At 40.8% G+C, this 19,644-nt stretch carries 23 protein-coding genes; 22 read left to right on the plus strand and 1 reads right to left on the minus strand.

Annotated features, from left to right (window positions below; translation table 11 throughout):
- Positions 1-59 precede the first annotated feature (59 nt).
- The 9 genes from BMY78_RS07970 to BMY78_RS08010 all read left to right on the plus strand — a co-directional run bounded on the left by BMY78_RS07970 (position 60) and on the right by BMY78_RS08010 (position 6,218).
- Entirely contained in the window at positions 60-521 is a 462-nt protein-coding gene (locus BMY78_RS07970; protein ID WP_090896398.1) for a GNAT family N-acetyltransferase, read from the plus strand.
- Between the two features lie 61 nt (positions 522-582).
- Entirely contained in the window at positions 583-1,128 is a 546-nt protein-coding gene (locus BMY78_RS07975; protein ID WP_090896403.1) for a GNAT family N-acetyltransferase, read from the plus strand.
- A gap of 162 nt (positions 1,129-1,290) precedes the next feature.
- Positions 1,291-2,097, plus strand: coding sequence for an N-acetyltransferase (locus tag BMY78_RS07980; RefSeq protein WP_090896406.1), 807 nt, complete (start codon positions 1,291-1,293; stop codon positions 2,095-2,097).
- Between the two features lie 27 nt (positions 2,098-2,124).
- On the plus strand, positions 2,125-2,403 hold the full coding sequence (locus tag BMY78_RS07985; RefSeq protein WP_090896409.1) for a hypothetical protein: 279 nt from the start codon (positions 2,125-2,127) through the stop codon (positions 2,401-2,403).
- Between the two features lie 135 nt (positions 2,404-2,538).
- A complete protein-coding gene (locus BMY78_RS07990) occupies positions 2,539-2,904 on the plus strand; it encodes a cellulase family glycosylhydrolase (RefSeq protein WP_256221997.1) in 366 nt (121 codons plus the stop codon).
- A 342-nt stretch (positions 2,905-3,246) separates the two neighbouring features.
- Entirely contained in the window at positions 3,247-4,311 is a 1,065-nt protein-coding gene (locus BMY78_RS07995; RefSeq protein ID WP_090896413.1) for a polysaccharide deacetylase family protein, read from the plus strand.
- Positions 4,312-4,332: 21 nt separating this feature from the next.
- Positions 4,333-5,331, plus strand: coding sequence for an aminoglycoside phosphotransferase family protein (locus tag BMY78_RS08000; protein ID WP_371129124.1), 999 nt, complete (start codon positions 4,333-4,335; stop codon positions 5,329-5,331).
- Between the two features lie 35 nt (positions 5,332-5,366).
- Entirely contained in the window at positions 5,367-5,828 is a 462-nt protein-coding gene (locus BMY78_RS08005; protein ID WP_090896418.1) for a GNAT family N-acetyltransferase, read from the plus strand.
- Between the two features lie 21 nt (positions 5,829-5,849).
- Positions 5,850-6,218 carry an NIPSNAP family protein gene (locus tag BMY78_RS08010; protein WP_090896420.1) on the plus strand — a complete coding sequence of 123 codons (369 nt, stop codon included), beginning with the start codon at positions 5,850-5,852 and terminating at the stop codon, positions 6,216-6,218.
- Positions 6,219-6,400: 182 nt separating this feature from the next.
- Here BMY78_RS08010 and BMY78_RS08015 read toward each other — a convergent pair whose 3' ends face one another.
- Complete coding sequence (locus BMY78_RS08015) at positions 6,401-6,748, minus strand: hypothetical protein (RefSeq protein WP_090896422.1); 348 nt, start codon at positions 6,746-6,748, stop codon at positions 6,401-6,403.
- 209 nt (positions 6,749-6,957) lie between these two features.
- Here BMY78_RS08015 and BMY78_RS08020 point away from each other — a divergent pair, with 209 nt between their 5' ends.
- The 13 genes from BMY78_RS08020 (at position 6,958) to BMY78_RS08080 (ending at position 19,644) form a co-directional block, all read left to right on the plus strand.
- Positions 6,958-7,617 (plus strand): DUF4367 domain-containing protein, encoded by a 660-nt coding sequence (locus tag BMY78_RS08020; protein ID WP_090896425.1) that lies wholly within the window; start codon positions 6,958-6,960, stop codon positions 7,615-7,617.
- 256 nt (positions 7,618-7,873) lie between these two features.
- Entirely contained in the window at positions 7,874-8,410 is a 537-nt protein-coding gene (locus tag BMY78_RS08025) for a GNAT family N-acetyltransferase (RefSeq protein WP_090896427.1), read from the plus strand.
- A gap of 219 nt (positions 8,411-8,629) precedes the next feature.
- Entirely contained in the window at positions 8,630-9,181 is a 552-nt protein-coding gene (locus BMY78_RS08030) for a GNAT family N-acetyltransferase (protein WP_090896430.1), read from the plus strand.
- Between the two features lie 73 nt (positions 9,182-9,254).
- The gene (locus tag BMY78_RS08035; RefSeq protein ID WP_090896434.1) at positions 9,255-9,731 is read left to right on the plus strand and encodes a GNAT family N-acetyltransferase; all 477 of its coding nucleotides are present in this window, start codon (positions 9,255-9,257) and stop codon (positions 9,729-9,731) included.
- Between the two features lie 170 nt (positions 9,732-9,901).
- Positions 9,902-10,837, plus strand: coding sequence for a cysteine synthase A (gene cysK / locus BMY78_RS08040; protein ID WP_090896436.1), 936 nt, complete (start codon positions 9,902-9,904; stop codon positions 10,835-10,837).
- A gap of 71 nt (positions 10,838-10,908) precedes the next feature.
- Complete coding sequence (locus BMY78_RS08045; RefSeq protein WP_090896439.1) at positions 10,909-11,967, plus strand: alpha/beta hydrolase; 1,059 nt, start codon at positions 10,909-10,911, stop codon at positions 11,965-11,967.
- A 79-nt stretch (positions 11,968-12,046) separates the two neighbouring features.
- Positions 12,047-12,988 (plus strand): GNAT family N-acetyltransferase, encoded by a 942-nt coding sequence (locus tag BMY78_RS08050; protein WP_090896443.1) that lies wholly within the window; start codon positions 12,047-12,049, stop codon positions 12,986-12,988.
- A 282-nt stretch (positions 12,989-13,270) separates the two neighbouring features.
- The gene (locus BMY78_RS08055; RefSeq protein ID WP_090896446.1) at positions 13,271-13,792 is read left to right on the plus strand and encodes a DinB family protein; all 522 of its coding nucleotides are present in this window, start codon (positions 13,271-13,273) and stop codon (positions 13,790-13,792) included.
- A gap of 56 nt (positions 13,793-13,848) precedes the next feature.
- Positions 13,849-15,315, plus strand: coding sequence for an amidase family protein (locus tag BMY78_RS08060; RefSeq protein ID WP_090896449.1), 1,467 nt, complete (start codon positions 13,849-13,851; stop codon positions 15,313-15,315).
- Positions 15,316-15,646: 331 nt separating this feature from the next.
- The gene (locus BMY78_RS08065) at positions 15,647-16,528 is read left to right on the plus strand and encodes a helix-turn-helix domain-containing protein (protein ID WP_090896452.1); all 882 of its coding nucleotides are present in this window, start codon (positions 15,647-15,649) and stop codon (positions 16,526-16,528) included.
- A 22-nt stretch (positions 16,529-16,550) separates the two neighbouring features.
- Positions 16,551-17,822 carry an ABC transporter substrate-binding protein gene (locus BMY78_RS08070; protein ID WP_090896456.1) on the plus strand — a complete coding sequence of 424 codons (1,272 nt, stop codon included), beginning with the start codon at positions 16,551-16,553 and terminating at the stop codon, positions 17,820-17,822.
- A gap of 92 nt (positions 17,823-17,914) precedes the next feature.
- Positions 17,915-18,820 carry a carbohydrate ABC transporter permease gene (locus tag BMY78_RS08075; protein ID WP_090896461.1) on the plus strand — a complete coding sequence of 302 codons (906 nt, stop codon included), beginning with the start codon at positions 17,915-17,917 and terminating at the stop codon, positions 18,818-18,820.
- A gap of 5 nt (positions 18,821-18,825) precedes the next feature.
- The gene (locus BMY78_RS08080; RefSeq protein ID WP_371129152.1) at positions 18,826-19,644 is read left to right on the plus strand and encodes a carbohydrate ABC transporter permease; all 819 of its coding nucleotides are present in this window, start codon (positions 18,826-18,828) and stop codon (positions 19,642-19,644) included.

The raw sequence follows: 19,644 nt of genomic DNA on the forward strand, positions 1-19,644 counted from the left end.
AAGTAAGTCATTAATCTACTCCAACGAAATATAATTCGGCAAACGAAAGGGATATTTGAATGAATCCAATTACTATAGAGCCAATCGATAAAACGAATTGGGAAGAAGCGATCGCAATATCTCTACTTGAAACGCAAGTCAATCTTGTTCCGACGGTCATCGAATCTTTAGCATATGCCTACGTGAAACCTTGGGATGCAGCTTTTGATCCATATCTTTTGCGCAAAGGCGATAAAGCTTTCGGTTTTTTCTATTTATCCTACACACCAGCTAGTACTGATAATTATTGGATTGGAGGATTTCAAATAGATAAGAACTATCAAGGAAAAGGATTAGGAAGGAAATCACTTTATACGATACTGGAAAGTATTCAGGATAAGCATCCACAATGCCAAATCATCTCACTAACCGTAGAAAAAAGTAATGCTCATGCAAGAGCGTTATATGAGAAGATAGGATTTATTGATCAGGCATTTGAAAATCAGGATGGTGAAGTAGTATATAAAATAAAATTGAAATAAGCAGAAATCAGTCATTTTGAAGGTGCAATGATCCATTTTAATAAAAAAAGGTGGGGATAGTATGGTGTACGACGATCTCAATAAAACGATGACCACAGAGAGGTTGCTGTTAAGATTATTTACGAAAGCAGATGCTGAAACCGTTACGAGACTATGTAATGACTACAACATTTATAAAAGTACCCTCACATTACCCTACCCGTATACATTAGATTGTGCAGTGTCTTGGATAGAGCACCATAACGAAAATTTTAATGCGGATAAATGTTATGAATTTGCTATTTGTGATCGGAAAACAGGTGATTTATACGGGGCAATAGCATTATCTAATCAACAACGTTACGATAACGGGGAGTTATCTTATTGGGTGGGTCAGCCGTTTTGGGGAAAAGGTTATGCAACGGAAGCGGCTAAAGCCATGTTAGACTTCGCTTTTGATGTGAAAAAATATCATAAGGTATATGCGCGACACTTTGCTTCTAACCCGGCATCCGGACAAGTTATACAGAAGATTGGCATGATAAAAGAAGGCGTACTGAGGGATCATGTCAAGAAAGAAGGTCGATATGAGGATCTGATTTACTACGGAGTAGTAGAAATAAAGTGAAAAAATAAAGTTCAACCCAATGCGGAGGATTACATATTGAAAATTAAATCAGATGGAAAAGTTTTACTTTTGTGGATGGAGTGTTAGAGATTGCTTGACTGCTTTCTGTTTTTTTATAAAACCATATGCAAATTCTATTGTTATTTTTAATGGAGGTAATATATGAATACACTGATTCCATCCTTAGATCTGATTAAAGAAATTGAAATCTCGGAAATCGATTATATGACAGATCGCATGCTTGCTATACAAGGTCGGGACTCTAATCCAGAAGGAATAGAGATTCAGCAATTTGGAAATGCCATGTGTTTCTACAGTAAGACCATGCCATGGCCCACGTTCAATACGGTGAAGGGGCTAACAAATAATGAACTGGAACACCTGGATTCTATCATTGATTTTTATAGACAGCGAGGTCGAAAGGTTCAGTTCGAAGTCATTCCATCTGTGGTGGATCAGAACTTCTTGAAACGCTTAACCGATATAGGCATGTATACAGCGGGATTTCATTCATCTCTGATCATCAAGCCTGAAGAAAAAAAGAATCGCTCAGAACATATCCGAATTCAAGAACTTGAAAAGGATCAGTTCGAGCTATACGCGACCATCCATTGCAGGGGGACCGGTTTGTCGGATGACGGTATCCCTTATGTCGCCCAGAATAATAAGGTTCTTTATCACCGTCCAGGGTGGAAATTTTACATCGCATATGTCAATGATGTCCCTGCAGCGGTAAGTGTTCTGTTTATTAAGAATCAAAAGGCATCCTTAACCTTTGCAGCAACATTACCTGAGTTTAGAAATCAGGGGGTACATCAGCAGCTTTTGAATAGAAGAATAACGGAAGCCTTGAATAAGGAATGTAATCTGGTGGTAGGGCAATGTTCATTTTTATCTCAAAGCCATCGCAATATGGAGCATGTGGGCATGAAGTTGGGATATGTCCGAACAGCATGGACTGAAAGATAAGAATCAGAGTGAGATAGGAGGTAGCTCATGAACAATACAAATAAAATCCTGGGTGCGGTTCTCATGATTAGCAGTATTTTTATTTCAACCTTAGATAGAATCTCGGTGAGAATTTCTATGGCCATAGTGGAAGCGGGATACGCTTCAGGTGGGAAGACACGGGAGATAATCCCAGCCAGCGATAATGGTTTCACAGGGATTCTCGTATATTTCTTATTTTTCGTCGGATTTGTGCTATTGGTTGCTGGTTTCCCTGGGAATTCCAGAAAGGATAAAACAAATAGGTACCCACAAAACCGATCATAGGGGGACTTGTTTTTCCGGAAGACTAGTTCTGGTGAGGGATGACCTTGCTACCTTTCTATCCGTCATGGGAACTGGTAGATAGGAGTTGATCATTGATTATGACCCACAATAGAAGCTAGTTCACAGAAACGCATTATGATCTCGGCTCACTATTACTCTCCTTGGGATTTTGCAGGCGAGGAAAACGGAAATATAGCGCAATGGGGAGCCACTGCCACCAATCCTGCCAAGAAGTCAACGTGGGGGCAAGAGGACTATCTGGAATCGCAGTTCAAATCCATGTACGATAAATTTGTAACTCAAGGTTATCCTGTCGTAATCGGCGAATTTGGCGCGATTGACAAAGCAGCATATGATTCCACAAACAATGTATATCGTGCCGCATTTGCAAAAGCAGTTACAAAAAAGCTAAAACGTACAAGATGGTTCCGGTATATTGGGATAACGGATACAATGGACAGCATGGATTTGCGTTGTTTAATCGTTCCAACAACACCGTAACCCAGCAAGGCATTATTAATGCAATTATGCAAGGCATACAATAAGGGCTTCCTTGAGGTATCCAGAGGGAAGAATGGTGTGAATAAATAGAATAATTTGGATTAAATTCAATTTACTTTAAGTGAACAAATCGTTTATACTGGATTCACCTGGAAGAAAATGCTTTCATTCGACCTAAAGGGAAAATAGCACTCATGTTTATGAAAGCGCTTTTTTAAAGGGTTGGAAAATAGAAAGAGAGGAGGCTAAATTCAAATTCCCTAGTGTAGTTGAGAGAGTTGAAGCGGCTGGGAGTGCCGCGGACAACGATACTGGCATGATATTGAAGAGGAGGTATTTATAATGTTCAAAGCAAAACTTGTAAAGGCAGTAATGTCTGTTGCGCTCTTGAGCACGTTGTTCACTATCCCGAACCTGCCTTCCGCTAACGCGGCCGATGCCAGTTGTCCGAACGGTTATGTAGGTTTGACGTTCGATGATGGTCCAAGCAATAACACAACAAACGTGCTCAATGCACTGAAGCAGGCAGGCTTGCGTGCAACGATGTTCAATGTGGGACAGAACGCGCAAAACAATCAATCTCTGGTTAGTGCGCAGGTGGCCGCAGGCATGTGGATTGGTAACCATTCCTACACGCATCCTAATATGACAACATTAAGCAGCTCCCAGATGTCTTCGGAAATCACTCGGACACAGCAGACGATCCAGTCGATTACCGGAACTTCACCGAAGCTGTTCAGACCGCCTTACGGCGCGACCAACGCAACCTTGAAATCCGTTATCAGTCAGAACGGTCTTACCGAAGTGCTGTGGAACGTGGATTCCCAGGACTGGAATGGCGCCTCCACCGCCCAGATCGTAGCCGCAGTGAACAGGATGCAAAGTGGTGACGTTATTCTGATGCATGATCAATACCAGACGACACTGCAAGCGATTCCGCAGATTGCGCAAAATCTGAAGAGCCGCGGCCTTTGCTCCGGCATGATCTCTTCGAGTACGGGACGGGCGGTTGCCCCTGATGGAGGCACGACTAATCCTCCAAGCACCGGAACAAAAGTGGAAGCCGAGAATATGACCAAAGGCGGTCAGTATACCGGCAATATCAGCTCGCCATTTAACGGAGTTGTTCTGTACGCTAATAACGATTTGGTCAAATACACGCAGTATTTTGCAAGCGGCACCCACAATTTTTCACTCCGCGGGGCATCAAGTAATTCCAACATGGCCAGAGTGGACTTGAAGATCGGCGGCCAGACGAAGGGAACCTTTTACTTCGGCGGAAGCAGTCCTGCGGTCTATACCCTTAACAATATCAGTCATGGGACCGGAAACCAGGAGATTCAGCTTGTTGTGACAGCGGATGACGGAACATGGGATGTTTACCTTGATTATTTGGAGATAAATTAAAAATCCGAAGTGGTTATTTGAATGTTAATGAATGGTTTGGATGAAACTATGCGGATTCTTTATAATGAAATCCCGTCGAGGTTTACCTTGGCGGGATTTTTATGCAGGAATAGGGAGATGGAAATCGAAAAAGTTATCCATAATAATGTTTTACTTGAACCCCAGATATTTACTTTAAAGGCCAAGCTAGAATGGATACAGATTACTGATCAAGGAGGTGTACAATTGTCAGAGCATGAGGAACTTTTAGCTGGAGGCAATGTGAACAAGGTTACGAAAGTTGGAAATACAGTTCGTCGTGATGCTAAACCGAATTCATATGTACATGCATTGCTTAAACATCTTGAACAGGTTGGCTACCCCAATTCCCCCAAATACTTGGGACGCGATGAGCAGGGGAGAGAAGTTCTTTCTTATATCGAAGGCGTAGTTTCGGGAAATGAGTATCCAGAAATTGAACGCTACATGTGGTCGGATGAGACGTTAACCGAACTCGCTAAACTTTTGAGAAGTTATCATGATGCAACGTTGGATTTTACAGCTTTTTCGCCTTCATCCAACGTGTATTCAGATAGTGCTCAGCATGAAGTTGTGTGTCATAATGATTTTGCATTGTATAACGTTGTGTTTAAAGAACGGCTTCCTGTAGGAATCATTGATTTTGACATGGCCGGGCCTGGTCCTCGTCTATGGGATATCGTATATACATTGTATACAGCCGTACCGCTTGCAGGCTTTTCACCGGGGAAAGATGAAAGAGAAGTCGTTCCATATCATAAACGGGACCATGCATCTGAGCGAAAAAGACGTATAGCATTATTTTTTAAGGCTTATGGTATGGATGTGCCGACAGATTTGAAGGAGTGGGTGATTTCTCGAATTCATTTCATGTGTACCACACTATCTGATCGGGCAGCGTCTGGAGAAATAGCTTTTATCAAAATGATTGAAGAGGGTCATTTGGCTCATTATGAGAAGGAAGTAAGGTTCCTTGAGAAGCATTTTGATGATTGGAGTTAATCCAAATAAAAAAATGAAATGAAACGAGTGATATTATTGTGATCAGATTAATACCTACTACAAGAGAGAACTGGAAAGAGGCATTAAACATACAAGTTCATGCCAATCAAAATCATTATGTTCCATCAGTAGCCGTGTCTCTAGCGAAAGTGCACATTCGTCCCGATGGGGATGAGTACAAGTATCTGCCATTTTGCATATATAATACGGAGGATATGTTAGTGGGTTTTGTTATGATCACTGTCGATGAAACAACAGCTTGGTCCTATTGGTTGAATGGTTTTATGATCGATGTAAGTTATCAAGGTAGGGGATATGGAAAAGCAACGATAGATTCGGTAATTAGCCATATAAAAGAGAACTATGTCCATAGCAAGTGTTTGAATTTAACTGTATGTGCAGAAAATGAAGTCGCCAGAAAGCTATATGAAAAAATGGGGTTTTCAGAGACCGGAGATGTATATGATGGTGAAATGGTTTACCGGTTCGTTTTTTAATTTAACGAGAGGGGTGCAGTGATGATATATCGGAGGAAGACATATGTTGTAGCATCTTCATTCGTAGAAGAGTTTAATGCTTTATTTAATGATATTCTATTACCTTCACAACTCAAGTACGGAGCGAGATTGATTGGAAGATGGCATCAGCATATGGATGATGAAACCAGTGAGATTTTTGCGATGTGGGAATACGATACGTTTGAACAGTATGAAGAGATTGAGCAGAAGATCAAGTCTGACAACGAACATGTCATGCGAGTACAAGAACGTTTTGATCAAATTGGTAGAGATAGATATAAGGAAGTATTTCGAAAAGATATTAAGCAAGATTTCTTTGAATCGACCGTTGACAGAGAGAAGACCATTTTAAAGACATTGTGTAACTAGTACGTAAAAAATCGCCCCCATCTGAGTTGTCCAGTGTGGGGCTGGTTGAAAAACGTTTCAACTTTAGGATAGGTTTTCTTGTGAAAAGAATCGGGTAGATCCCTAATTTGAGAAAAATCTTCAAGTGTGGCATCGTGCTGTTATGTCCCTCTAAACAATGCAGCTCTCCCTTTTTGGACCTCCTATTTCTGCTTAACCAGTACAACACCGATGATGATGACCACAAGCCCAATCCACGTTTTCCAGGAAGGGATCTCCTTCATAAACCAGTATCCCATCCATATGGAGATGAGCACTTCTATGCATTTGGCAATGACCAGAACATAGCCCAGTTGACTAACCGCTTTCAGTCCAAATTTGATGCCGTACCCTACGCTTAGATTAGCAGCGAGAAACAAAGGCAGCATCCAAAGATGGAATTTAAACGTAGACCAGAATTGAGTGTCAATATGCTTGCTTTGATATGAAAAAATAATGTTGATACAGGCTAAGCCAGCAAACATGAGCACAAAGCTGATAAGGTACAGCATAACAACATCACTCCCAGGGATAAGTAGTATAAATAATGTTTCCTCGTACCAAAAAAATTATCCATGGGCATGAAATGCTGTTAGCGAATTTGTTTTTGATCAACGAAAGGAGTTGGCCTGGTAATCGAGAATAAATGAATGAAGCAAACAACTGTGTGGTATGACCAAGTTTCTCGCAAAAAAACACTTTGAAAAGAGGAGTTGAAGGCATGGATATTAAAAACAAGAGTGGAGATGTAATTGGGAAAATTCAGTTTCAGACTAGTGAAGATGAGGGCATGGTACATCAAATTATTATGGATCTGAAGCCAGGTGATGGAAAAGGCATTTATATCTCTAACGCCGAGGACAACAAATTTTCTCAACAAACGAGTTATGCAGCCAGAGATTGGGAGGGAGATTTTGGCGCCTTGAGAGAAAAGCTGCACCCTTGGCAACCCCGTTTTCCAACGTGCTCGGTTGTGCAAGATATTAAAGTATTTCACGGCTTCGATAACCTGTCCGACCAAGAAATAAATGAAATGATTGAAGAAAGCGAAAGGACCGGAAGCAATGTCGTGATAAGAGATTTAAAACCTAATCATGTTATTACAGGCATCAACATCACATATCAATCGGATCGGGGAGTGTTTATGCTTCACGTTTTTGGCACTACCAAGAGCCGAATTCATGTACCGGATACGGAATCATTCAAAATCGAGAAACTGGATGTGCGCGGTCATGAGGCGTATTATATTTCCAATGCTGAGAACAGACAATTGATCTGGATTGAAGAAGATGCGGGTGGTAAGGCATTGCAATATGAGATCATAGTAAGCGATATGTCGCTAGAATGGGTACTGAATATCGCTGAATCCATGATCGAATGACAAATTCAGTTGGGTAGATGGATTTGAATGTCAAACCTGAAACGATCAAGCAGCAAGCGGATTCTGTCCTTAGTTGGCATGTTAATTTCTTTAAGCTATATGGCAAAAAAAAGATATGTTTATGCATGTAATCTGGAAAACATTTCTATGAAGGATTTTACATAAAAGCAATGCAGAATTCATTAAATTCCACACGTCCTTTTATATACTTAGTTTGTTTGACTCAGCGAACTAAAAGGACTAGGTGGTTGTTTAAATGTTGAAAAAACGAGACTTGCACGAATGCCACTCACTGTATGATTTGATGGTGGACCCCGCTGTTTTTCCATACGTTCGTCATAAGTGCCGATCTTATGAAGAATATTTATTTGCAACCAAACAGGTGATCGATGAAGAAGAGCAAAACACATGTATTTCCAGAACGATCCTTAATGAGCTGGGACATCCCATCGGAACCATTGATTTATATCACATGGAACATAAGACAGGTTTTCTTGCGACATGGATTGGAGCACCTTATTTCGGAAAAGGTTACAATCAACGAGCAAAGGAAGCCTTTTTCGCTGAGTTATTTCTTCAACATGAAATTGAAACGGTATTTCTTAAAATTCGAAAACAAAACATTCGATCCAAGATTGCGGTTGGAAAATTGCCTTATGTCAAATTAGCAACTGATATATACCACGAAGTGTATAAGTTAATAAACAATACGGAACAAATCTATGATTTGTATTACGTGAATCGTTCTGACTTTATAACAAGTGAAGAAATGAACCATGTGGTTGCTACGTAACAACTAAAAACGTCTTTCGATATCTATGCAAACGAAATCCCGCCAGGTTTGTCCTGTCGGGATTATTATTATTTTCTTTGATATTCCATAATTATGTTGATAGGAAACAATAAGTAGGGGTGCAGGAATATGGAAATTAAGGTCGAAAGAAGAGATATAAGCAAGAATGAAACAACTTTATAAGCGAATAGCCAAGTATTTTAATTCTGGGGTGATGTAATGGAGATCAAAAAAATAGAGAATCTATCTAATGAAGATTGGCTTCAACTTGGAAGCTTTGGTTATAAATCCACTCAAAAATATGAGCTTACCAAAAAAGAGACACAAGCTTCCTTTAGTATGCATCTAACGTTAATAAATTTGGATGACATCTACGAAAAAGAAGAATTGAACAGTACAGATGATTTGGAACGATATGAAGAAATCATACAACTGGGATATTCTTATGGAATATATATAGATGGGAAAATCATAGCGCTCGCCATTTCTGAACCACAAACTTGGAATAATACGCTGATGATATGGCATCTTCAGGTGAATGAAAAATACATAAGAAAAGGATATGGGAGACTGTTGATCAATAAAGTCAATGAGATTGCCCAGGAACGGGGCTTCAGAGCGATCACGTTAGAAACCCAGAATACGAACGTTCCAGCCATTCATTTTTACATGCAATGTGGTTATCAAATAGAAGGAATTGATGTATCACTATATTCGAATAATCATAGCCAAAAGGAAGAAATAGCTTTGTATATGAGAAAGAAGATCTAATAAGAATGAACCTGGTTATTATCTTGAAATCGCTTAAACCTACTATTTTTGGTGAAGAAAGGAGAGGGTCCACATGATTACGCTCAGAAAAATAACGCTAGAGAACCGACGTTCTATATTTAACCTGGAAGTTTCAGAAGAGCAGCGACAATACGTTGCATCAAACCTTTCAAGTGTAGCATCATGTTATGTTCTTGCAACCAATGGTGGCTCACCGTTTCCGCTTGCCATTTACGCAGATGAGCAGCCTGTAGGTTTTGTAATGATAACTTACGGAATCACGGGTTATGATCTTCCTGTCATTGCTGACCATAGCTATTGTATTTTGCGACTTATGATTGACAAGCATCATCAGAGCATGGGCTATGGCCGGGAAGCATTAAAGAAAATATTGGAGTTTATTCGAACTTTCCCAGCTGGTCCTGCACGTTATTGTTGGATTCCTTATAGTCCCGATAACTTGGCTGCCAAAAAGCTATATGAGAGCTTTGGATTCCATGAAAATGGTGAAGTGTGCCACGACGAGCTCATAACAGTATTGGAACTGTGAATTCTATTTTTAGATGGGGTTATTATACCAATCTTTCAAACTCAGTCTAAAAGCACTTGCTTCCCTGTGTCATAAAGTAAAATTTCAACAGTTGTATTTTTTTACCATACATGATAACGTGATATTAAAACCAACTATTTTAGTTGGAAATGTATTTTGGAGGTATAATTATGACTAACATCGCGAAGAATCTCACAGATCTAATTGGTAATACTCCACTATTGGAGCTCTCTAATTTTGCGAGAAAGTATCAAGTTGAGGCGAAAATCATTGCCAAATTGGAATACTTTAATCCAGCAGGTAGTGTAAAAGATAGAATCGGATATGGAATGATTAAAGACGCTGAAGAGCAGGGGTTAATTAACCAAAATTCAGTGATCATAGAACCAACGAGCGGAAATACAGGTGTTGGGCTTGCTTTTGCAGCTGCAGCATTAGGATACAGATTAATCATAACACTTCCTGAGAGTTTCAGTGTAGAACGTAGGAAGCTTTTGATCGCTTTGGGGGCTGAACTAGTTCTTACACCTGCCACAGAAGGAATGTCTGGAGCCATCAAAAAGGCTGAAGAAATTGCCGCTACAATCCCTAACTCATTTATACCTCAACAGTTTAAAAATCCAGCAAATCCACAAGTACATAAGGTAACTACCGCAGAAGAGATTTGGAGAGATACTGAAGGCCAAGTGGATATTTTTATTGGTGGAGTTGGTACAGGTGGAACCATATCTGGAGTTGGCGAAGCACTTAAACAAAGAAAAGAAGATGTTAAGATTATAGCTGTAGAGCCTTCGGATTCCCCGGTACTTTCTGGAGGGACTAAAGGTGTGCATACCATTCAAGGAATTGGTGCCGGTTTTGTTCCTGACAATTTTAATAGATCTGTCGTTGATGAGATCGTACAGGTAAGAAATCAAGATGCATTTGAAACAGCTCGTTTTTTAGCTAAATCCGAAGGATTATTAGTTGGTATTTCGTCTGGTGCTGCAGCATATGCAGCAGTGCAAATTGCCAAAAGGCCAGAGAATAAAAATAAAAGTATCGTTGTTCTATTTCCGGATACAGGGGAACGATATTTATCAACAGACCTTTATCCAGAAGCATAAGGTGCACGTTATAAGATGCCCACACCACTTATGCGTTGTGGTGACGGAAAAATAGTATAAGGGTGAATGCAATGACTGTTGGAAGAAAGGTTTTTGTTATAAAGGATAAATCGCGTATTGATCCAATTAGTAAGGAAACCAGAGAAGTGCTCATTAGTATATACTATCCTTCCAATCCAGTGGAGCATGAGTCGAAGTATATTTCGTTATTTGAACCTAATATCTCTTCCTCTATTGATATGCTCTCTAGTATGGGAGTAGATAAGGATTATTTTCGTAATCTGGCTACAAAAATACATAATAATGAGAGTGTTGATATTACTGCTAAAAACTGTCCCATTATTTTTATAGCTCCGGCTTTTGGTGTCGTTAGAGATATGTATTCCTTTTGTGTAGAACATTTAGTGGAGTGCGGATTTGTTGTCATTACCATAGGAGCCACTCACGAATCTATATTTTCAATTTTTCCTGACGGTCGATTTATCCAACAATCCAATGAGATCTCCAAAATAGACAGTTTAGATATTCATTCTTGGAAACAATTATTGAAGCTTAGAGTTGAAGATATGAGTTGGGTTTTGAAAAATGTAGACAAGGTCTTGGATTCAGATCAGGATCTTAGAGCTATAGTCGATGTGAATGAAATGGGGATCATCGGTCATTCATTAGGTGGGGCTGCTGCTTATGAATTGCTTAAAACAGAAAAGAGAATTAAGGCTAGTATTCTATTCGATCCTAGTTTCCATTTAATAACGGTGAGTAAGGAAGAGGGAGTATCTGCTCCGTTATTGGTAGCTCGGCAAGAGAAATGCTCGTTTGAAGAACTGGGAAATGAAATCTCTCCAGACCTATTAGCTTTGTTACTGAGTGGGTATGAGTCTTTGTTTAACTCGAGTGATCTGAATAGCTCATTTATTAAACTAAACGGTGCTCATCATATGACTTTTAGCGATATTCCGATACATTACAACGAAGATGGGATAGAACACAAACATTCCACGATTAATAAGTATATCTCTGCTTTTCTTGAGGAGCATTTAAAGAAGGAGGACAGGAAATTTCATGAGCTGCTGAAAAATAAGATTAATGACGGAATTGATCTATTAGATAGTAAAGGACATGTTATTTAAGGAGGGGACTTGAAATGGTTAGATCACACACGCTTGAAATATTTTAGAGGTAGTTAGCATTAATGAGGAGGAATAACGCGTGGAATTAAATCATTGGTCCGAGGAACTTAATTCTTATAATTTATCAAATGAATATTCCATTCAAAAGGCTGAGCCCGAAGAATGGGGACTGTATTGTTCCGTCTATTATAATATGGCCTATACTGGATTTTTTAGAGAGGAAGATTACTTCAATGTTTCGCGGAATAACTCTTTCTGGATTTATAAAGGAGAGTCAAAAATCGGTGGGGTAAGGATGGCACCTAATTCGTTATATCATCTATTCTTTATTCCCCCATTCAATGATTCATTTGAGGTACTTAAGCTTCTTAAAAGAATACTCATAAAGTGGTCTGATGTAACTCAACGTATTAAGATATATGAAATTCTCCCCGATCAAGTACATTTATTTACGAGGGCTGGATTCTGGCCAGATGAGTTCAGATGTCGCTGGATGCAGCGCCCTACAGATCATTTCAACGTGTATTGGGATCATGATCTTATAATTAAGAGCCCCGAAATTATCGAGAATAACACGGGGACCAAACAATACATTAATGAAGATGAAATTGCTCAATGTGACTTTGACAGCTTTGTAGGCGGTTTCGAAGCCTTACGCAGAAAGAAGACATCCCTTGAAGACTTTATCCCGAACGAAGAAGTCCATTATACGAATGAGGACCTAACTCAAGCTTCTACACTTGTATATGATAAGGTTACTGGACAGCTCGTAGCCAACTGTCGCCTATGTTTGCAGGACAATCAAGCAGCAGTATATAGCATCGGAGTCAACCCCGCTTACAGAGGGAAAGGACTTGCTACACGCATGCTGCAAAGAGCCCTGACTGAACTAAAAGGCAAGTATCCAGTTCTAAGGTTATATGTCATGGAAGGCAATGATGCAGAGTCTGTCTATTTTAATCTTGGATTTGTTCCCGGTGTTCAAGAGATACAAACGATGTATATTCCTGTACATGAGTAGTCACGGTTAAATTAATCAACTAACATATCCGAGAGAATCTTTTGGACGGGACAGCTTCGCTCTTTTTAATCTCTAGGGTTTCTGTTGCATGAGGAAAGGAAGGTTATTATTGGGACTATATTAATGTTGGTAGTGTCTTTGATTCTTGGTATTTTTGTTGTGAAAATCGGAATGGATAATTCTAAGAGTAACCAGTACACCAAAGAAATATTGCAAGAATTAAGAGAAATCAAGGAGATTCTAAGGGAAGAACGATGAAGACAACATCAAGGAGGAGTTACGGTGCTTTACGATTTAAAAGGCGAAGCCAATATGTCACCTGTTGTTGGGTTGTTATATTCTGCGGTGAAAGAAAACAGCCAACGACTCCAACAAATCACGGGCGGTATGTCGCAAGATGAAATAGATTATAAAGGACCTAATAACAACTTCAATAGTACTGCTCAATTAATAAAACATATTACCTACGTCGATCTGAATTGGGTTTATCGAATAAAGGGACTACCACTTCCTCAGACCTTAAGAGAGCAACATGGCCCTATGATTGATGAAAATGGCAGACTTCCGATGATTCAAGGAATATCTTTGAGTACATTTATGTCGACATATAAAGGTGTCATAGCTATGTTGAAGGACGCGTGTTCACATTTAAAGGATGATGATTTAGCGAGGCTTGTCACTTTTGGACATGAGAATGAGAAGCAAGCGACCATACGCTGGGGTATATGGCATATCGCTGACCATAGTCGTTACCATCAAGCCCACATTAATCAACTTCGAAGATGGTATCATGACGCTCACTAAAGAAAGATGAGAAAGCGGTATGGTAATAAGTTGAGGCACAAAGAAGAGGTGAGGGTATGGAAAATTTATCTGAACTGAACCATGTTAATGTTGAGGAAAACACGATTTTTGAAATACAGGCTGCCCTGGAAAAGGGAGAGCTTTGCTCAAGAGACCTGGTTCTGAATTACTTATATCGTATTGCACAATATGACCAAAATGGGCTAAAGATCAATTCTGTTTTGGAAATAAACCCGGATGCGATTTTTATTGCGGAGGGCTTGGATGCTGAAAGGAAATCAGTGGGACCGAGAGGACTTTTACACGGGATTCCGGTTCTGTTGAAAGATAACATAGAAACCAACGACAGAATGCATACAACTGCTGGAGCACTGGCTTTGGAAACCCATATTAGTTCTAAGGATTCTTTTCTTGTTACTAAACTGAGGGAAGCTGGGGCAATCATACTTGGAAAAACAAATATGACAGAATGGGCAAATGGCATGTCTTCGGATATGTGGGCAGGATACAGCGCCAGAGGTGGACAAGTTTTGAATCCTTATGGCGATTTTTTTCCAGGGGGTTCAAGTACAGGTTCTGCTGCTGCGGTAGCTGCTAACTTTACGATGGTTTCCGTAGGAACCGAAACATCTGGTTCCATATTAAGTCCATCCATTCAGAACTCTATTGTTGGTATAAAGCCAACTGTAGGTTTAATAAGCCGTGGTGGAATAATACCGTTCTCACACTCGCAAGATACTGCTGGTCCAATGGCAAGGACTGTAACAGATGCAGCAATCCTACTAGGAATACTTTCAGGAAAAGACGAGGAGGACCCTGCTACTTGGAAAAATCCGTATTCTACAGTAGACTACACAACATGTTTAGACCTCAATGGGTTGAAAAATGCAAACATAGGCATCTTTAGAAAAGCCCCCCTTACACGATATCGAGATAACGAAGAATATGATGAAGTTCTATTTGAAAACGCTGTAACCCAGATCAAAGAAGCTGGGGCTAATATTATTGAAGATATAGATATCCCATCGTTTGACCGGAAGTGGGAGTGGAACAAGTTGAATCATGAATTTAAGCATAGCGTTGAACATTATCTGCAAAGTCTTCCATCGCATTTACCTGTCCATACCCTCAGTGAATTAATCGAGTGGAATAAGCAAAATGCAGAAAGGGCTTTAAAATATGGGCAAAACCATCTCGAATATAGAGAACAGTTGAATAATCCATTAAATAATTCGAATTACATCTTGGAGTTAATAACGGATCTATATCATTCGCAAAATAACGGCATTGATTATGCTTTACATAACTTTGGACTGGACGCCATTGTTTTCCCCTCTTATGCTGGTGCTGATCTTTGTGCAAGAGCTGGGTATCCATCGATCGCTGTACCTGCGGGATATAAGGAAAGTGGAAGGCCATTTGGAATCACATTTGCAGGTAAAGCCTTTAGTGAATCGGTGTTGATTCGTATTGCCTTTTCCTTTGAACAGCTAACAGCTCATAGAAAAAAACCGAATCTATGATCGAACCTATAGTATTGATAGAACATCGAATAATAGCTTTTGAAGCGCAAGCATATATGTTGGTGTTGCCTTCAAGTCGTTTAAGATGATTATCCAAATGTTTCTTATTGACCGCGTGATAGCCTATGGGCTGGACAGCGGTTTTTTTGTTTCCATCTTTCGAATCCCTATGAATTCCTTTCTATTCATTTTCAACAATTGTGATCAACAATACAGCAATATAGTTCAGATTAGATCGAAATAACTGTGATACAATTCATTGTAAAGCGCTATCATTGTAAATTATTAAACTATATTGCTTTTTATATTCTGGGAAGGGAGATCTTTACTGATGCTAACCATACACACCCCGACGAATATTGCTTTGCAAGAAAATGAAGTTTATGTGCGATCAGAAGCAGATAATTTTCAGGATGAATGGCCTGTTCATACGCATAATGGGTATGAGATACATTATTTTATTCAAGGAGATGCAACCTTTTTAATCGGTGACCGAATATATAAGCCGTTGCCCGGAGATATGTTTATATTCAGAGGCGGTGTGCCGCACCGAATCAATCCTTCAAGAGAAATCGTGTACAAGCGAAGTTTCGTCAATTTCACGGAATTATTGCTTTTGGACATGCTTGCTGTCAGTCAGTTGGAGAATCTGATGTCCATATTCCGTCATCCCAATGGGTTATTGGTGCATTGGCCCCCGGAGGAACGTGAGCATATCACAGGTATATTTAAGGGGATCAAAGAGGAGATGGATGCCGGAAATACAGGGTACAAAACCATGGTCAAATTGAGTCTTACCCAATTGCTACTGCGGATTTATCGGAAAATGACCAGTGAGCGATCCGTAAATGATATTTTATTTTCTTCCCAAAAGCAGACAAGCGTAAGCCGGGTTCTTCATTATTTAAACCAGAACTACACGGAGAATGTATCTTTGGATGACTTGTCCAAAACACTCCATTTGAATAAGTACTACATTTGTCATTCTTTCAAAGAGACGACGGGATATACGATAAGCAATTATGTAATACGGAAAAGAGTTGCTGAGGCCAAAAAAATGTTGCTGTCTACGGATGCGCCGATCTTGTCCATATCAGAGACACTGGGCTTTAACACACCGGTATATTTTAGCAGGGCCTTTAAACAATATGTGGGTGTATCACCACAGGCATTCCGTAAAAGTGAATTGCTTAAGGAAGCCCAAATTCATTAAACCCTTCCAAGGAGATGTTGATATGACAAGAAGAACAACGTTTAAGCTCATCACTAGCATGGTATTGGTCATGTTACTCATCGTGCTGACTGCTTGCGGGAATTCAGGTACAAGTGCCAATGGAAAACAAGCAACTCTTGATTTCTTGTGGTTCTCTGACGGAAAAGAAGGAGAAGTCATCAAGGAAATCATCAAAGATTATGAGCAGACCAACACCCAGGTTAAGATCAATCTCATTGAAGTCGGCTTCAAGGATATCCAAACCAAATTGAAAACGATGTTATCCGGCGGAAAGCCTCCTGCCCTGAGTCGGGTCACGGATACGGGATCGTTTGCTAATCAGGCCGTTGATCTTACACCTTACATGGGCAATGCGGATCAATTCAAGGATCAATTTATTGACTCCCTTAAACCTTATTATGTTATGAATGACAAGCTGGTAGCTGCGCCTATGGATGTCACAGCGAATGGGCTTATTTATAACAAAACCTTATTTGATAAAGCGGGTGTCAAAGTACCGACCTCTCCTGACCAGGTATGGACGTGGGATGAATACACCGCTGCGTTAAAAGAGGTTATGGACAAAGGCGGGGCACGATATGGCATGGTATGGGATGTCACACCGCATCGATGGTCCACTCTTTTGTACCAGTATGGTGGAAGCATCTTAACAGAGGATGGCAGTGCGGCGGCCATTAACAATGAAGCCGGAATCCGTGCCATGGAGAAGTTCAAGCAGCTTCATCAAGAAGGGATCATGCCCGAATCCGTTTGGCTCGGAGGGGAAAATCCGAACAACCTGTTCCGTTCCGGAACGGTGGCTACTCACTGGGCTGGCAACTGGATGATCAGCAATTACAAGGATATCACCGACTTTGAATGGGGCGTCACTTATATGCCGAAAGAAACTCAACGTTCTTCCGTGCCAGGCGGCAAGTTCCTGATGGCTTTCGAAGGCAGTGGTTATGAGAAGGAAGCGGCAGAATTTATTGAATATCTAACGTCCAAAGAGGTGAATTCCAAATACAATCAGGAGTCGTTGTTCATGAGTCCACGGAAGGACAGCTCTGTGCTGAATTATGAATTTGGCAAGGAGATGTTTGAAATTTTCGCAGATGAACTGAAGAACAGTTCGCCTCTTGCAGCGAATGACTGGTCTAGGCAAACGCTTATATCCAAAATTTCAACGGATTTGAAAAATAATATTATGGACGTTCTGTCTGACAAGGCAACTCCGCAGGAGGCTTTGGATCGAACAGCCAAACTGATTAATGAGGCTATTGGCAGTCAATAAACCTAAAGCCATTTGGTTAGTTCACATAACGGGGGCTTACCGATTCCTGTAAAGCCCCCCTTTCGAATAACGCATAAGGAAGGGGCAAGCAGATGAGTGAAGGACAACGATTAAACAGGAATACGCTGGCAAAACAGAACAGGAAGCTCGTTATTGCTCCTTATCTGTTTATACTTCCCAACCTCCTGATCTTTGGCACTTTTATCGTATTTCCCTCTTTATTGGGCCTCTACTATTCCTTTCATGTCTATGATGGATTGAACCCAATGAAGTTTAACGGGCTGGACAATTATATCAAAATTATAGGGGATCGGGAATTTTGGTCGACCATCGGACGAACGGGGATTTATGCAGCAATTGTTGTCCCGCTAATCTATGCAGCAGCGTTAGGCATTGCTTTACTGCTTGCACGCGAGATTAGAATGCGCGGTTTCTTCAGGGCCGTATTTTACTGGCCGACCATGATTTCTTACATTATCGTAGGGTTGACCTGGAAGTGGATTTTCGGAGATTCATTTGGCATCTTGAATCATCTGTTAACCGTGGTTGGTGTGGAACCGGTCGGCTTTCTAACCTCTTCCTTTTGGGCAAATACGGCTGTAATCATCGCGACGGTATGGTCACGTGCAGGCTTTTTCATGGTCATTTTTATTGCAGGCTTGCAGGCTATACCTACGGATTATTATGAGGCTGCCCGCTTGGACGGGGCAACGGGAATGAAGGTGTTCCGCTATATCACGCTCCCGCTTTTGAAGCCCACAAGCTTGCTTGTTGTGATGCTGACTCTGATTGACGCGTTCAAAGCATTCCCACTTATGTTTGCGCTTACAGGTGGTGGGCCGGGCAAAGAAACCACCTATATTGTTCAATATATTTATGAGATCGGCTTTAACAGACAGGAGCTTGGTCTGGCTAGTGCCATGTCGGTGATGCTGTTTATCCTTATTGGCGGATTCTCGGCGCTGCAATTCCGTCTATCGAAAGGAGGGGCTGTCTGATGGTAATGAAGCCTATGGTCAAAATTGTCATCTACAGTATGTTAAGTGTCGCCGCCGTGGTGTGGCTTCTGCCTGTCCTGTGGGTCGTGATTTCTGCTTTGAAAACGAATAGCGATCTGTATAGTTTCCCACCCAAGCTGTGGCCGCAGCCCGTCACCTTCGAGCATTTCAAGGAGGCATTCAGGAAAGGCGATTTTGGCTTGTATTTTATGAATAGTACGATTGTAACGGTGTCCTCAACGGTGCTGCTGTTATTGATCAATTCCATGGCAGGCTTTGCACTCGCGAAGTATCGCTTCCGCGGAAGCACGATCATATTAATCGGTTTTATCTCAACACTCATGATTCCGATTGAGGTAATCATGATTCCCATATTCAAGGTGCTGAGCGCACTGGGGTTATATAATAGTCTGCTCGCGATTATTATCCCGCCAGCAGCGACCCCAACAGGTGTATTCCTTATGCGGCAGTATTTGTTGTCCGTACCGGACGAGCTGCTGGAGGCTGCCCGGATGGATGGAGCGGGCGAATGGAAAATTTACTGGAGCATTATTCTACCCATAGCGAAGCCGATTCTTGCGGTGCTCGCGATCTTCTCCTTCATGTGGAGATGGGATGATTTTGTATGGCCGTTAATTGCTATTAGTGATCCATCGAAATATACGATTCAGCTTGCGCTTTCTAATTTTATTGGTGAATACAACGTAGATTGGGGAAGTTTGCTAGCGATGTCCGTAATCACGATGCTTCCGGTACTGATTGTTTTTATGGTTTTCCAGCGATATTTTGTCAGCGGTATGATTACTTCAGGAATGAAAGGATGA

It is taken from the genome of Paenibacillus sp. OK076, assembly GCF_900110055.1.
Taxonomy (GTDB): domain Bacteria; phylum Bacillota; class Bacilli; order Paenibacillales; family Paenibacillaceae; genus Paenibacillus.

What these genes read in the sequence shown, in the direction of transcription:
- BMY78_RS07970 (WP_090896398.1), top strand. Translation starts at nt 60, where the DNA reads ATGAATCCAATTACTATAGAGCCAATCGATAAAACGAATTGGGAAGAA.
- BMY78_RS07975 (WP_090896403.1), top strand. Translation starts at nt 583, where the DNA reads ATGGTGTACGACGATCTCAATAAAACGATGACCACAGAGAGGTTGCTG.
- BMY78_RS07980 (WP_090896406.1), top strand. Translation starts at nt 1,291, where the DNA reads ATGAATACACTGATTCCATCCTTAGATCTGATTAAAGAAATTGAAATC.
- BMY78_RS07985 (WP_090896409.1), top strand. Translation starts at nt 2,125, where the DNA reads ATGAACAATACAAATAAAATCCTGGGTGCGGTTCTCATGATTAGCAGT.
- BMY78_RS07990 (WP_256221997.1), top strand. Translation starts at nt 2,539, where the DNA reads ATGATCTCGGCTCACTATTACTCTCCTTGGGATTTTGCAGGCGAGGAA.
- BMY78_RS07995 (WP_090896413.1), top strand. Translation starts at nt 3,247, where the DNA reads ATGTTCAAAGCAAAACTTGTAAAGGCAGTAATGTCTGTTGCGCTCTTG.
- BMY78_RS08000 (WP_371129124.1), top strand. Translation starts at nt 4,333, where the DNA reads ATGTTAATGAATGGTTTGGATGAAACTATGCGGATTCTTTATAATGAA.
- BMY78_RS08010 (WP_090896420.1), top strand. Translation starts at nt 5,850, where the DNA reads ATGATATATCGGAGGAAGACATATGTTGTAGCATCTTCATTCGTAGAA.
- BMY78_RS08015 (WP_090896422.1), bottom strand. Translation starts at nt 6,748, where the DNA reads ATGCTGTACCTTATCAGCTTTGTGCTCATGTTTGCTGGCTTAGCCTGT.
- BMY78_RS08020 (WP_090896425.1), top strand. Translation starts at nt 6,958, where the DNA reads ATGGATATTAAAAACAAGAGTGGAGATGTAATTGGGAAAATTCAGTTT.
- BMY78_RS08025 (WP_090896427.1), top strand. Translation starts at nt 7,874, where the DNA reads ATGTTGAAAAAACGAGACTTGCACGAATGCCACTCACTGTATGATTTG.
- BMY78_RS08030 (WP_090896430.1), top strand. Translation starts at nt 8,630, where the DNA reads ATGGAGATCAAAAAAATAGAGAATCTATCTAATGAAGATTGGCTTCAA.
- BMY78_RS08035 (WP_090896434.1), top strand. Translation starts at nt 9,255, where the DNA reads ATGATTACGCTCAGAAAAATAACGCTAGAGAACCGACGTTCTATATTT.
- cysK (WP_090896436.1), top strand. Translation starts at nt 9,902, where the DNA reads ATGACTAACATCGCGAAGAATCTCACAGATCTAATTGGTAATACTCCA.
- BMY78_RS08045 (WP_090896439.1), top strand. Translation starts at nt 10,909, where the DNA reads ATGACTGTTGGAAGAAAGGTTTTTGTTATAAAGGATAAATCGCGTATT.
- BMY78_RS08060 (WP_090896449.1), top strand. Translation starts at nt 13,849, where the DNA reads ATGGAAAATTTATCTGAACTGAACCATGTTAATGTTGAGGAAAACACG.
- BMY78_RS08065 (WP_090896452.1), top strand. Translation starts at nt 15,647, where the DNA reads ATGCTAACCATACACACCCCGACGAATATTGCTTTGCAAGAAAATGAA.
- BMY78_RS08070 (WP_090896456.1), top strand. Translation starts at nt 16,551, where the DNA reads ATGACAAGAAGAACAACGTTTAAGCTCATCACTAGCATGGTATTGGTC.
- BMY78_RS08075 (WP_090896461.1), top strand. Translation starts at nt 17,915, where the DNA reads ATGAGTGAAGGACAACGATTAAACAGGAATACGCTGGCAAAACAGAAC.
- BMY78_RS08080 (WP_371129152.1), top strand. Translation starts at nt 18,826, where the DNA reads ATGAAGCCTATGGTCAAAATTGTCATCTACAGTATGTTAAGTGTCGCC.